Origin of the sequence: Streptomyces sp. NPDC058576 (assembly GCF_042718715.1) — a bacterium.
Lineage (GTDB): Bacteria > Actinomycetota > Actinomycetes > Streptomycetales > Streptomycetaceae > Streptomyces.
In genome coordinates this window covers 42,936-56,050 of sequence record NZ_JBHXPF010000021.1, presented here as the reverse complement: position 1 = coordinate 56,050, position 13,115 = coordinate 42,936, and the positions used below count along the sequence as shown (strand labels likewise).

At 71.9% G+C, this 13,115-nt stretch carries 12 protein-coding genes and 1 tRNA gene; 10 read left to right on the top strand and 3 right to left on the bottom strand.

Annotated features, from left to right (window positions below; genetic code table 11):
- The first annotated feature begins 44 nt into the window (after nt 1-44).
- The 5 genes from ACFWRV_RS17120 to ACFWRV_RS17100 all read left to right on the top strand — a co-directional run bounded on the left by ACFWRV_RS17120 (nt 45) and on the right by ACFWRV_RS17100 (nt 6,258).
- A complete protein-coding gene (locus tag ACFWRV_RS17120) occupies nt 45-1,334 on the top strand; it encodes an MFS transporter (RefSeq protein WP_384335115.1) in 1,290 nt (429 codons plus the stop codon).
- Between the two features lie 105 nt (nt 1,335-1,439).
- Complete coding sequence (locus tag ACFWRV_RS17115; protein ID WP_384334940.1) at nt 1,440-1,844, top strand: PPOX class F420-dependent oxidoreductase; 405 nt, start codon at nt 1,440-1,442, stop codon at nt 1,842-1,844.
- 132 nt (nt 1,845-1,976) lie between these two features.
- Entirely contained in the window at nt 1,977-3,377 is a 1,401-nt protein-coding gene (gene cysS / locus ACFWRV_RS17110) for a cysteine--tRNA ligase (RefSeq protein ID WP_384334937.1), read from the top strand.
- 98 nt (nt 3,378-3,475) lie between these two features.
- Nucleotides 3,476-4,432 carry a 23S rRNA (guanosine(2251)-2'-O)-methyltransferase RlmB gene (gene rlmB / locus ACFWRV_RS17105; protein ID WP_384334934.1) on the top strand — a complete coding sequence of 319 codons (957 nt, stop codon included), beginning with the start codon at nt 3,476-3,478 and terminating at the stop codon, nt 4,430-4,432.
- A gap of 173 nt (nt 4,433-4,605) precedes the next feature.
- Nucleotides 4,606-6,258 carry a DoxX family membrane protein gene (locus ACFWRV_RS17100; RefSeq protein ID WP_384334931.1) on the top strand — a complete coding sequence of 551 codons (1,653 nt, stop codon included), beginning with the start codon at nt 4,606-4,608 and terminating at the stop codon, nt 6,256-6,258.
- Between the two features lie 88 nt (nt 6,259-6,346).
- Here the strand turns inward: ACFWRV_RS17100 and ACFWRV_RS17095 are convergent, their stop codons facing one another.
- The 3 genes from ACFWRV_RS17095 to ACFWRV_RS17085 form a co-directional block, all read right to left on the bottom strand.
- The gene (locus tag ACFWRV_RS17095) at nt 6,347-7,063 is read right to left on the bottom strand and encodes an NDP-sugar synthase (RefSeq protein WP_384334928.1); all 717 of its coding nucleotides are present in this window, start codon (nt 7,061-7,063) and stop codon (nt 6,347-6,349) included.
- Between the two features lie 63 nt (nt 7,064-7,126).
- Complete coding sequence (locus ACFWRV_RS17090; protein WP_384334925.1) at nt 7,127-7,540, bottom strand: hypothetical protein; 414 nt, start codon at nt 7,538-7,540, stop codon at nt 7,127-7,129.
- A 233-nt stretch (nt 7,541-7,773) separates the two neighbouring features.
- On the bottom strand, nt 7,774-8,910 hold the full coding sequence (locus ACFWRV_RS17085; protein ID WP_384334922.1) for an ABC transporter ATP-binding protein: 1,137 nt from the start codon (nt 8,908-8,910) through the stop codon (nt 7,774-7,776).
- A 177-nt stretch (nt 8,911-9,087) separates the two neighbouring features.
- Between ACFWRV_RS17085 and ACFWRV_RS17080 the strand changes: the two genes are divergently transcribed.
- The 5 genes from ACFWRV_RS17080 (at nt 9,088) to ACFWRV_RS17060 (ending at nt 13,089) form a co-directional block, all read left to right on the top strand.
- Nucleotides 9,088-9,161: transfer RNA gene (locus tag ACFWRV_RS17080), tRNA-Thr, on the top strand.
- A gap of 351 nt (nt 9,162-9,512) precedes the next feature.
- Nucleotides 9,513-10,037, top strand: coding sequence for a toxin-antitoxin system HicB family antitoxin (locus ACFWRV_RS17075; RefSeq protein ID WP_384334920.1), 525 nt, complete (start codon nt 9,513-9,515; stop codon nt 10,035-10,037).
- 112 nt (nt 10,038-10,149) lie between these two features.
- Nucleotides 10,150-11,040 (top strand): DUF4097 domain-containing protein, encoded by an 891-nt coding sequence (locus tag ACFWRV_RS17070; protein WP_384334917.1) that lies wholly within the window; start codon nt 10,150-10,152, stop codon nt 11,038-11,040.
- A gap of 253 nt (nt 11,041-11,293) precedes the next feature.
- Nucleotides 11,294-12,301: an ATP-binding cassette domain-containing protein gene (locus tag ACFWRV_RS17065; RefSeq protein WP_384334914.1), complete on the top strand. Its 1,008-nt coding sequence runs from the start codon at nt 11,294-11,296 to the stop codon at nt 12,299-12,301.
- The gene (locus ACFWRV_RS17060) at nt 12,298-13,089 is read left to right on the top strand and encodes an ABC transporter permease (protein ID WP_384334911.1); all 792 of its coding nucleotides are present in this window, start codon (nt 12,298-12,300) and stop codon (nt 13,087-13,089) included. The genes ACFWRV_RS17065 and ACFWRV_RS17060 overlap by 4 nt, the downstream gene beginning before the upstream one ends.
- The last annotated feature ends 26 nt before the right edge of the window (nt 13,090-13,115 follow it).

The window sequence follows — 13,115 nt, the reverse complement described above, 5'->3', positions numbered from 1 at the left end:
TGACCTCACCACCGCGCGCCCCCGCCGAGGCGCGCCGCCGCCCCCTGCTCGTGAGCGCGCCCACCCCCTACCTCCGGCTCCTGACCGCCACCCAGTTCGCCTTCAACATCGGCTTCTACGCCGTCCTGCCCTACCTGGCCACCCACCTCGGCAGCGGCCTCGGCATGGCGGGCTGGCTCGTCGGGCTCGTCCTCGGGCTGCGTACCTTCAGCCAGCAGGGCCTGTTCGTCGTCGGCGGCGCCCTCACCGACCGGTACGGCCCCCGGCCCGTCGTGCTGGCGGGCTGCGTCCTGCGGATCGCCGGGTTCGGCTGGCTCGCCTTCGCCGGGTCGACGGCCACCGTCATCGCCGCCGTCCTCCTCATCGGCTTCGCCGCCGCGCTCTTCTCCCCGGCCGTCGAGTCCGAGGCCGCCCGCGAGGCCGTCCGGCACGAACGCGACACCGGCAACCCGCGCGCCCACGTCCTCGCCCTGTTCTCCGCCGCCGGACAGGCCGGGGCGTTCCTCGGGCCGCTCCTCGGCTCCCTGCTCCTGCTGCTCGGCGGCGGCTTCCGGGCCGCCTGCCTCGCCGGGGCCCTCGTCTTCGTCGGCGTACTGGCCGGGCACGCCCGCCTGATGCCGCGCGCCGACCGCGTACGGGACCGGGACCCGGAAGCCGACGGCGTACGCGACGGGCGACGGACCCCGGCCGCCGTCACCCGTACGGCCCAACCGGGGCGGTCGTCCTGGCGGGCGGTGTTCACCAACCGGGCGTTCCTGCTGCTCTGCCTCGCGTACTCCACCTACCTCGTCGCCTACAACCAGCTCTACCTCTCGCTGCCCGTCGAGGTGGAGCGGGCCACCGGGTCCCAGGCCGCGCTCGGCTGGCTCTTCGCACTGTCCTCGCTGCTCGTCGTCGTCGCCCAGGTGCCGCTGACCCGCTGGTCCGCCCGCCGGATCGCCCCGCGCGCCGCGCTGGTCTCCGGCCTCGCGGTCGTGGCCGCCGGGTTCGCCGCCGTACCGCTCACGCCCGGCGGACCCGGCGGTCTGCTGCCCGGCGCCGCACTCGTCGTCCTGCTGACCCTGGGCCAGATGCTGCTGGTCCCCGCCGCCCGGGGCCTGGTGCCGGACCTGGTCGAGGACCGGCAGCTCGGTCTTGCCACCGGGGCGCTGTCCTCCGTGTCCGGGATCGCCGTCCTCGGCGGGAGCGCGGCGACCGGCGCCCTGCTCGACGCGCCCGCGCCCCTGCGGTGGGCGGTACTGGCGGCGGTCCCGCTGGCCGGGGCCGCGCTGGCGTTCACCCTTCCGGCGGGACGCGGCGGGAAGGAACCGGGGGTGCGCGCGGTTGCCGGGTAGGAGCAGCAGGGGACGCACCGGACGACGGGACCGGTTCCGCAGGAATCCGGCCCGCACCGAACGCCCCCGCACCGAAGGACCCGTAGCGCACAGGAGGCCGTACGCATGACCGCCGAACTCTCCACCGAGCTCAAGAACCTGCTCGACACCCCCGTGTTCGTCAACATCGCCACCATCCAGCCCGACGGGAGCCCCCAGGTCTCCCCGGTCTGGGTCAAGCGCGACGGCGACGACGTCCTCATCTCCACCACCGTCGGCCGCCGCAAGGAGAAGAACCTCCGCCGCGACCCGCGCGTCACCGTCGTCGTCCAGCCCTTCGACGCCCCGTACAGCTACGCAGAGATCCGCGGCGAGGCGACGCTGACGACGGACGGCGGGCAGGAGCTGATCGACGAGCTCTCGGTGAAGTACACCGGCAAGCCGTACGCGGAGTTCAACCCGAACTCCGGCGCCGACGACCCCCGCGTGGTCGTCCGGGTCTCGCCGCGCAAGGTCGTCGGCAGCATCTGAGCCCCCGGAAGGCTTCTCGCGCACCCCGGAAAACGCTCTCCGGACCGGTCCGGGCCATCCCGGTACCAGAAAGTTGTCCCCGCGATCCCCAAGGGTCGCGGGGCACTGGTGTCGGCCTACTACCCTTGAGGCGTGACTATTCGCCTGCACGACACCAACGCCCGGCAGATCCGTGACTTCGTCCCGCTCACCGCGGGCTGTGTCTCGATCTACCTCTGTGGCGCCACTGTCCAGGCAGCACCGCACATCGGCCACATCCGCTCAGGCCTGAACTTCGACATCATGCGCCGCTGGTTCACGTACCGCGGCTACGACGTCACGTTCATCCGGAACGTCACCGACATCGACGACAAGATCATCGCGAAGTCCGCCGAACAGGGCCGCCCCTGGTGGTCGATCGGCTACGAGAACGAGCGCGCGTTCAACGACGGCTACGACGTGCTCGGCTGCCTGCCGCCCACCTACGAGCCCCGCGCCACCGGCCACGTTCCCGAGATGATCGAGATGATGCGCGGCCTGATCGAGAGCGGTCACGCCTACGAGGCCGACGGCAACGTCTACTTCGACGTGCGCTCCCTGCCCAGCTATCTGGAGCTCTCCAACCAGGAGCTCGACGATCTGCGCCAGCCGTCCGGCGAGGGCGAGACCGGCAAGCGCGACCAGCGCGACTTCGCCATGTGGAAGGCCGTGAAGCCGGGCGAGCCCAGCTGGGAGACCCCCTGGGGCCGCGGCCGGCCCGGCTGGCACCTGGAGTGCTCCGCGATGGCCCACAAGTACCTGGGCTCCGCCTTCGACATCCACGGCGGCGGCATCGACCTGATCTTCCCGCACCACGAGAACGAGATCGCCCAGGCCAAGGCCTACGGCGACGCGTTCGCGAAGTACTGGGTGCACAACGGCTGGGTCACCCTGTCCGGCGAGAAGATGTCGAAGTCGCTGGGCAACTCCGTCCTCGTCAGCGAGATGGTCAAGCACTGGCGCCCGATCGTCCTGCGCTACTACCTCGGCACCCCGCACTACCGGTCGATGATCGAGTACAGCGAGGAGGCCCTGCGCGAGGCCGAGTCCGCGTTCGCGCGGATCGAGGGCTTCGTCCAGCGCGTCACCGAGAAGGCCGGGGAGACCGTTCCCCCCGCCGCCGAGGTGCCGCCCGCCTTCGCCGAGGCGATGGACGAGGACCTGGGCGTGCCGCAGGCGCTGGCGATCATCCACACCGCCGTCCGCCAGGGCAACAGCGCGCTGGCCGCCGACGACAAGGAAGCCGCCGTCGCCCGCCTCGCCGAGGTCCGGGCCATGCTCGGCGTCCTCGGCCTCGACCCGCTCGACCCGCAGTGGGCGGGGGAGGGCGACCGGGGCGAGGACCTGCACGGCGTCGTCGACACCCTTGTCCGCCTCGTCCTCGACCAGCGGCAGTCGGCACGCGCCCGTAAGGACTGGGCCGCCGCCGACGCCATCCGCGACCAGCTCAACCAGTCCGGCCTCGTCATCGAGGACAGCCCCACCGGCCCCCGGTGGACGCTGGGACCGCGCTGAGCACCCGCTCCGAGCAGTGAGATTGTGCCGCCCGGCGATCCGGGCGGCACACTTTCCTTATACGTACGTACGTCTGAAAGCAACGAAACAGGTAGATCATGGCCGGGAACAGCCAACGCAGGAACCGCCGCACGTCCAACAAGAAGGGCATGCAGGTCGGCAGCGGTGGCCAGCGACGCCGTGGTCTCGAAGGCAAGGGACCGACGCCGCCCGCCTCCGCCCGTAAGGGACACAAGAAGAACCGGATCGCCGGGGCCCAGGCCAAGCAGGCCGCGGCCCGCCGCCCCGCGCCCCGGCGCGGCGGCGTCAAGGGCACCTCGGAGATGGTCGTCGGCCGCAACCCGGTCTACGAGGCCCTGCGCGACGGCGTGCCCGCGACCACCCTGTACGTCCAGCAGTACATCGACAACGACGAGCGCGTCCGCGACGCCCTCAAGCTCGCGGGCGAGCGCGGCAACATCAACCTGATGGAGGCCCCGCGCCCCGAGCTGGACCGGATGACGAACGGCCTGAACCACCAGGGCCTCGTCCTCCAGGTCCCGCCGTACGAGTACGCGCACCCGGAGGACCTCACCGCCGCCGCGTACGACAACAACGAGGACCCGCTGATCGTCGCCCTCGACGGGGTGACCGACCCGCGCAACCTCGGCGCCATCGTCCGCTCGGTCTCCGCGTTCGGCGGCCACGGCGTGGTCGTCCCCGAGCGCCGCGCGGCCGGCATGACCGCGGGCGCCTGGAAGTCCTCGGCCGGCACGGCGGCCCGCACGCCCGTCTCCCGGGTCACCAACCTCACCCGCGCCCTGGAGGGCTACCAGAAGGCGGGCCTCACGGTCGTCGGCCTGGCCGCCGACGGCGAGCACACGGTGGAGGACCTGGAGGAGCTGGCGGGCCCGGTCGTCATCGTCATCGGCAGCGAGGGCAAGGGGCTCGGCCGCCTCGTCGGCGAGACCTGCGACTACCGGGTGCGGATCTCGATGCCGGGCGGCGCGGAGTCGCTCAACGCCGGTGTGGCGGCGGGCATCGTGATGTACGAGGTGGCGCGCCGCCGCGGATAGGTCCTGGCCCCACGGGTGCGGCGTTCGCGCGGCAACCGGCTCGTCCGCCGGGCGAGTTGACGCGCGAACGCCGAACACCCGTCCAGGATGCCCGAGTTTGGCCTGATCTTGACGGGTCTCGGACACATTCGGTGCGGTCAAGGCAGTGTCCTAAACACACATCACTCGGTTAGATGAGTGTGGACACCAGAACGCCTCGGTTCGACGAGCAACCCGCCCTGAGCATGACCAAGGTGGACAGCGACCCCGCGCAGGTCATCGTCAACCACGCCAGCTTCCGGGTGCAGCTCGCCCCGGGCCAGCGCGCACGGCTGCGCGGTGCCCCCGCGGAAACGGCCCGCATCCCCGCCATGAGCGGCGCCGGCGGCGGCCGCAGGCGGGCGCCCGTCGTCTGGAGCGGCAAGTCCGCCCCCGGCGACCCCGGCGCGACGGGCCTCCTCCAGGCCGTGCGCAACTCCACCGCCGGACACCTCGACGCCGGACCCGGCGTACTCGGGGCCTCCGGGGGCGGGCACGGGCACGAAGCGGGCGCGACGCAGGTCATCCCGCTCCTGGAGGAGACGCAGCCCAACCCCGTACTGACCGCCCCCCACCGGCCGGGACGCACCGGCCCGCTGCTGCCGCCCATGCGGCAGGCCGTCGGCGCGTACGACGACCCGCTCGACGGGCCCGACGGCCCCGGCGACGACGACTACGACGACGCCCCGGACTCCGCCGAGGCCGCCGACTCCCGCCCCCGGCGCGGCACCGGCGACCCCGTCCGGCACGCCTACTACCCCGGCCACCGGATGAACCTGGGCGTCGTCCTGCTGCCCATGCGGGTCCTCCTCGGCTTCATCTCCATCTACGCCGGCATGGGCAAGCTGTGCGACCCCGTCTACTTCGACGGCGGCGAGCGCGGCTCGATGATGAAGTGGCTGACCTCCCTCCACCCGTGGGCGGTGGCCGAGCCGCTGCGCGACTTCGCCCTCTCCCACCCGGTCGGCGCCGGACTGACCGTCGCCTTCCTCCAGGTCGTCGTCGGGGTCCTCACGGTCCTCGGCCTCTGGCAGCGGGTCGCCGCCGCCTTCGGCGCACTGCTCTCCGCCGCGCTGCTGGTCACGGTCAGCTGGCGCACGGTCGCCGTCTACGACGCACCCGACATCATCCTGCTGGCCGCCTGGAGCCCGCTGATCATCGCGGGCGCCCCGGTCTACTCCGTCGACGGCCGGCTCGCCGGGGAAGCCTGGCGCAAGCTCGGCCCGCGCTCCGAGCTCTGGGACCTGCGCCGACGCGTCCTGCGCCGCGGCACCGTCGTCGCGACCGTCGTCGTCGGCCTCACCCTGCTCGTCGGCTCCATCCTCGGCGGCGCGGTCCGCTCCACCGAGGTCGTCACCGTCCCCGGGCGCAACGACAACCCCACCAACCGGCTCCCCGGCATGCCGCTCCCCCAGGAGTCCACCGGCGAGCGCCAGGCCTCCCGTACACCGGAGCAGCAGCGGCAGCCCGAACCCACCAGCTCCGGCGCGGCCACCGCACCCGAGGGCGGCCAGGCCAGCCCCGGCGCGACCCGCGACACGGGCGGCGGCCAGAGCACCGGCTCCGGCAGCACCCAGCCCAGCCAGACCCAGGGCACCAACCAGGCGCCCCCGCAGCAGACCACCCCGCAGCAGCCCCCGGCCGCCACCAGCGCCGGACCCGCCTCGTCCGGCTCCACCGGCGGCGACGCCTCCACGGGCGGCGGCGAACCGGCCCCCACCGGCGGCTCGGCCTCCTCCGGCGGCGAGGGATCGACCTCGGGCGGTGGCGGCGGCGGCCGGAACCCGATCGGCGGCCTCCTCGGCTGACCCGTACGACCGACGGCACGAAGGGCGGCGCCCGCCCGGACCGGAACAACCGGTGGGCGCCGCCCTTCTTCGCGCCCGCGGGTGACGGTCAGGCGGAGTGGGAGCCGAGCTCGCGGGCCGCCTCGGTCAGGTCCTTCGCGGTGTCGATGGCCCGCCAGTACGCCCCGTTCGGCAGCGGATAGCCGGCCAGCCGGCGCTCACGGGCAAGCCGCGGGAAGGTGGTCCGCTCATGGTCGCCCCGGTCCGGCAGGAGCTTCGTGAACGCGGGGGAGAACACGTACACCCCGGCGTTGATCAGATACGGCGAGGGCGGCGACTCGATGAAGTCGGTGATGTGCCCGAACGCGTCCGTCTCCACCGCACCCCACGGGATGCGCGGACGGGCGAGGGCCAGCGTGGCGGTGGCGTCGCGCTCCGCGTGGAAGGCGGCCATCTCCCGCAGGGAGAAACGCGTCCAGATGTCACCGTTGGTGGCGTACCAGGGCTGCTCCGGATCGGGCAGCCGCCCGGCCGCGTACTTCAGCCCGCCGCCGCGCCCCAGCGGCTCGGTCTCCACGACGGTGGTGACCCGGAGCGGCAGGACGGCTTCCTCCAGCCACTCCTGGAGCACCTCGGCGAGATGCCCGCAGGAGACGACGGCGTCGGTGACTCCCTCTGCGGCCAGCCAGGACAGCTGATGGCCGATGATCGGAGTCCCGGTCCCGGGGATCTCGACCATCGGCTTGGGGCGGTCGTCGGTGTACGGCCGCAGCCGCGACCCCTGGCCACCGGCAAGAATCACGGCCTGCGTCGGATACGTATGCATGGCAGGCACGATATGCGGTGCCCGCGGACGGAAGGCGGCGCTCGGCGCGACCGCCTCCCGGACTCAGCTGAACTGCGCGACGCCGGAGGCGAACGAGGTGTCGCAGACGGGCCGGGAGAAGCGGTGCGCACGGGTCGGGCCGTACTGCTCGACGGCCGCCTTGCCGAGCGCCTTCGCGATCGACATGCAGTGGCGGGCGAGCGACGGGCGCTGCTCGACGGCGCGCTGCAGACCCGTGAGCGCGGTGCCCGGGTCCTTCTCCTGGAGTTCCACGAGCAGCTTCTCGCGCAGGACGTCCTGCGGGGCGTGCGGCTTCGCGGGCTTGGACACGGTCTCCGAGGAGGCGGCCAGCAGCTTGGAGTCGTTGTCCGACGCCGCCCACGGAACGCTGGTGACCGCGAGGGTCCCGGACAGAACCATGACGACGGGCAGGACGAGAGCGAGGGATCGGCCGATGCGGCGCGCGGTGTGGGTCACGCAGCGAGCGTAGCGGCCGGTGATGACTTGGCGACAATTCGTCACCCTCGCGGGGGATGGTTCGACGCGCCCTTTCGAATACGCGGTTGACGGTCGGGGGTGAAATGCCCTGTGTGCCGGGGTATTTGACGCCACCCGGCACCGAAACCCAAACCCGCCGGGACCACGCAAACGGCCCCGCTCCGCCGGGCGTTGCCGGGCGGAGCGGGGCCGTGCGTACGGCTGGAGGCGGGTCAGTTGGTGAGACGCTCGCCGGTGGAGGTCGCGAAGACGTGCAGCTCGTCCGGGCGCGGGACGACGTGCAGCTCGGTGCCCTTCTCCGGGACGGCGCGGCCGCCGACGCGGACGACCAGGTCCTTGTGCTCGCCGCCGACCTGCGCGGCCCCGTAGACGAAGCCGTCGGCGCCGAGCTCCTCGACGACGTTGACGGAGACGGCGAGACCGGCCGGCGCGTCCGAGGCGTCCTTGGTCAGCGACTTCGCGGCGGCGCCGCCGTGCTCGACGATGTCGAAGTGCTCGGGGCGGATGCCGACCGTGACGGTGGTGTCACCGCGGTCCGCGGCGGCGGAGAGCGCCTCGCGGGAGACCGGGACGACGCTGTTGCCGAACTTCACGCCGCCGTCGGTGATCGGGACCTCGACGAGGTTCATCGCGGGCGAGCCGATGAAGCCGGCGACGAAGAGGTTCGCGGGGCGGTCGTACATGTTGCGCGGCGAGTCGACCTGCTGGAGCAGCCCGTCCTTCAGCACCGCGACCCGGTCGCCCATGGTGAGGGCCTCGACCTGGTCGTGGGTCACGTACACGGTGGTGATGCCGAGGCGGCGCTGCAGCGAGGCGATCTGCGTACGGGTGGAGACGCGGAGCTTGGCGTCGAGGTTCGACAGCGGCTCGTCCATGAGGAAGACCTGCGGCTCCCGCACGATGGCCCGGCCCATCGCCACACGCTGACGCTGACCACCGGAGAGCGCCTTCGGCTTGCGGTCCAGGTACTCGGTGAGGTCCAGCATCTTGGCGGCCTCTTCGACCTTCGCCCGGATCTCGGTCTTGTTCACACCGGCGATCTTGAGCGCGAAGCCCATGTTGTCCGCGACGGACATGTGCGGGTAGAGCGCGTAGTTCTGGAACACCATGGCGATGTCCCGGTCCTTCGGCGGCAGGTGCGTGACGTCGCGGTCACCGATGCGGATCGAGCCGCCGTTGACGTCCTCAAGACCCGCGAGCATGCGCAGGGAGGTCGACTTGCCACAACCGGAGGGACCGACGAGGACGAGGAACTCGCCATCCTCGATGTCGATCTCGAGCTGGTCCACGGCCGGCTTCGTGGAGCCGGGGTAGACGCGGGACGCCTTGTCGAACGTGACACTGGCCATGCTGAATCTTCTCCTCAACCGGCAGGAACGTGCCGGACGATCCGAGTAGGGAGTGGTCTGGTCCACTTGCGCGAACCTGCCGTGACGCTACCTGGCGTTTACTGATCTGTCAGTAGTCCGAGGCACACGGAAATCGCGGACGGGCGGGGCGCGGGGTTGGTTAGACTGCTCCGGCACGCCTCCTTAGCTCAGCTGGCCAGAGCAACGCACTTGTAATGCGTAGGTCGTCGGTTCGAATCCGACAGGGGGCTCGGAGAAACCCCAGGTCACACGATCGTGACCTGGGGTTTTCTGGTGTCCGGGGTGGTGATGGGGCCGACGGCCGGGTGGGCGTGTGGCGGGCCTGGCGTTGTGTGCGGTCCTTGCCGTCCTTGCCGTCAGTACCTCCGGGTTCGGGGGCGGGGGCGCGTGTGCCACGCGGAGCCACCGGTGGGCCGTGTGGTGCCACATGGTGTCGCAGTGGTGCCATCTTGGGCTATCAGAAGCGCTCCTGCGGTGCCGTTGTCGTGCCTCTGGTTGAGAAACCCCAGGTCAAATTGGTTTTTGTGGGCGCTGCGCCACGATGGCTCGACATGGTGCCATGTGTGTGCCATGATGGCGTCATGGACCTCACCCCCTACGTCGACCATCTCCGGCGGGAACTCGCCGTCGCCGCGGATGCCAGCGGCGACGAAGCCCGTGCCCTCGCCGAGCGGCTCAGTGCTCCCCTTGAGTCCGCGGCCCGGCTGACCCTGCTCAACGTGCTCTCCGCGGCGATGAGCGACGTCACCCGGGAGCTGGCTCCCGGTTCGGTCGACGTGCGGCTGCGGGGGCTCGATCCCGAGTTCGTGGTGACGCCGCCGCCGGCGCCCGAGCCGGTGCGGGAGGCGCAGGAGTCGGTCGCGGCTCCCGTCGTGGCCGCCCCGTCGGCGGAGGCCGACGACGGGGCCATGGTGCGCATCAACCTCCGTCTGCCGGCCCACCTCAAGGGGAGGGCCGAGAGCGCCGCGGCGGCGGAGGGGCTGTCGGTCAACGCCTGGCTCGTGCGGGCCGTGTCCGTCGCCCTCGACGGCGGGGGGCGCGCGAGCGTACCGGGCCGGGGCAAGGACTCGGGCAGCCGCGGCGGTTTCACCGGCTGGGTCCGCTAGCAACCGGACGTTCGGGCTTCACTTCACCGGCGGATCGCCGATCCGGCCGACGTAACCGATCGCTCATCACTGATCACTCATCAACTCACCGAGCCAAGAGGACGGGACAGCCATGCCTTCTTTCGATACTCCTGAGCCGATCTCCGCCGTCGTCGAGCTGGACGCCGGCACCGCCCGTATCACCGCCGGCAAGCGCGCCGACACGGTCGTCGAGGTGCTGCCGGGCAGCGAGTCGGACGAGGACGACGTACGCGCCGTGCGGCAGACCCAGGTCTCCTGCTCGGGCGGTCGCCTCACCGTCAAGACCCCGAAGAAGAGGTCCCTGTTCGGCAAGCCGGGCACCGTACTCGTGAGCATCGAACTGCCCGCCGGGTCCGATGTGCGCGGTACCTCCGCCCTCGGCGGCTTCTTCTGCGAAGGGCCTCTCGGCGAGGTGCGGCTGAAGACCTCGCTCGGCGACGTCGAGGTCGACGAGGCGGCTGGCGTCGAACTCAGGACCGACCACGGCGACATCCGCCTGGAACGCTCCACCGGGAACGCCGAGGTCACCGGCTCCGGCCGGGTCGTGATCGGGGCGGTCGCCGGGGCGGCGGCCGTCAAGAACGGCAACGGCGTGACCGAGATCGACGAGGTCGGCGGAGAGCTGAAGGTCAACGCGGCCAACGGCGACATCTCCGTGGGCGTCGCGCACGGCGACGTCGTCGCGAAGGCCGCCAACGGCCGGATCGAGGTCGGCGTCGCCCATGCCGGGGTCGAGGCGACCTCCTCCAACGGCCGCATCCGGGTCGGCGACGTGGTCCGCGGCCGCATCGCGCTCCGCACCTCCGTCGGCGACCTCGAAGTCGGCATCCACGAGGGCACCGCCGCCTGGCTCGACCTGAACCCCAAGTTCGGCACCGTACGCAACGCGCTCGGCGCCGCCGCAGGACCCGAGGGCTCCGACGAGACCGTCGAGGTGCACGCCCGGAGCGGGGCCGGCGACATCATCGTCCGCCGCGCCTGACCTCGCCCCGCAGCCGGAGGCGCCATTGTGCGCCGCGCCTGACCGTGCCCCGCACAGCCGGCGACATCATCGTCCGCCGCGCCTGACCGCGCTCCGGAGCCCTCCGGGCCCGTCCCGGCGCGCCGGGCGCACCCCGGCCCAGCACTGCCCGGCCCAAGCGCGGACCGCCCCAAGTGCCGCCCAGCGCAGCCCAAGCACAGCCCAAGCACCACCCCGACCCTGCCCGACTCACCTCTTGCGAAAGGGAACCAGCATGACTGTCACCCGGGCCCCCGCGCCGCGCGCCGCCCAGGCCGCGACGCAGGCGATCACCGCCACCGGACTGCGCAAGTCCTACGGCGACAAGCTCGTGCTCGACGGCATCGACCTGTCCGTGCCGCAGGGCACCGTCTTCTCCCTGCTCGGCCCCAACGGCGCGGGCAAGACCACCGCCGTGAAGATCCTGTCCACTCTCGTCTCCCCCGGCGCCAGCTCCGGCGAGATCCGTGTCGGCGGCCACGACCTCGCCACCGAAGCGCAGGCGATCCGCGCCGCGATCGGCGTCACCGGGCAGTTCTCCGCCGTCGACGGGCTGATCACCGGCGAGGAGAACATGCTCCTCATGGCCGACCTGCACCACCTGCCCAGGCGCGAGGGCCGCCGCGTCGCCGCCGAACTGCTGGAGCGCTTCGACCTCGTGGAGGCGGCCAGGAAGCCTGCCGCGGGCTACTCCGGCGGGATGAAGCGCCGCCTGGACATCGCCATGACGCTGGTCGGCTCCCCGCGGATCATCTTCCTCGACGAGCCGACCACGGGTCTGGACCCGCGTTCGCGGCACACGATGTGGGGGATCATCCGCGAGCTGGTCGCCGGCGGTGTCACCGTCTTCCTCACCACCCAGTACCTGGAGGAGGCCGACGAGCTGGCCGACCGTATCGCCGTGCTCAACGACGGGAAGATCGCCGCCGAGGGCACGGCCGAAGAGCTGAAGCGGATCGTTCCGGGCGGGCACGTCCGGCTCCGTTTCACCGACCCGGACGCCTACCGGTCCGCCGCCTCCGCCCTGCGCGAAGTCAGCCGCGACGAGGAGGCCCTGTCGCTCCGCATCCCCAGCGACGGCAGCCAGCGCGAACTGCGCTCCCTCCTCGACTGGCTGGACTCGTCCGGCATCGAGGCCGACGAGCTGACCGTGCACACCCCCGACCTCGATGACGTGTTCTTCGCCCTCACCGGCTCGGGCGCACCCGGCCGGAACGACCAGCCGAAGGAGGCTGTCCGATGAGCTCCCTCTCCCTCGCCGTCCGCGACTCGTCCACGATGCTGCGCCGCAATCTGCTGCACGCCCGGCGCTACCCGTCCCTCACGCTGAACCTGCTCCTCACGCCTGTCATGCTCCTGCTGCTTTTCGTCTACATCTTCGGCGATGTGATGAGCGCGGGCATCGGCGGCGCGGGGGCCGACCGCTCCGCGTACATCGCTTACATTGTTCCGGGCCTGCTGATGCTGACGATCGGCTCCACGGTGGTCGGGACCGCGGTGTCCGTCTCCAACGACATGACCGAGGGCGTCATCGCCCGTTTCCGCACCATGGCGATCCACCGCGGCTCCGTGCTCGTCGGACATGTCGTCGGCAGCGTGCTGCAGAGCGTGCTGAGCGTGCTCCTGGTCGGCGCGGTCGCCGTGGCCATCGGCTTCCGGTCCACGGACGCCACGCTCCTGGAGTGGCTGGCGGCGTTCGGGCTGCTCGTGCTCTTCTCCGCCGCCCTCACCTGGGTCGCCGTGGGGATGGGCCTGATCAGCCCGAACGCCGAGGCGGCCAGCAACAACGCCCTGCCGATGGTCCTGCTCCCGATGCTGTCCAGCGCCTTCATCCCGGTGGAGACGATGCCGGGCTGGTTCCAGCCGATCGCCGAGTACCAGCCGTTCACCCCGGCCATCGAGACCCTGCGCGGCCTGCTGCTCGGCAGCGAGATCGGCCACAACGGCTGGCTGGCCGTCGGCTGGAGTGTCGGTCTCGTGGTCCTCGGCTACCTCTGGTCGACGTCGAAGTTCGGCCAGGACCCCCGGTAGCCGCTTCCTCTGCCCGGCTCCCCAGC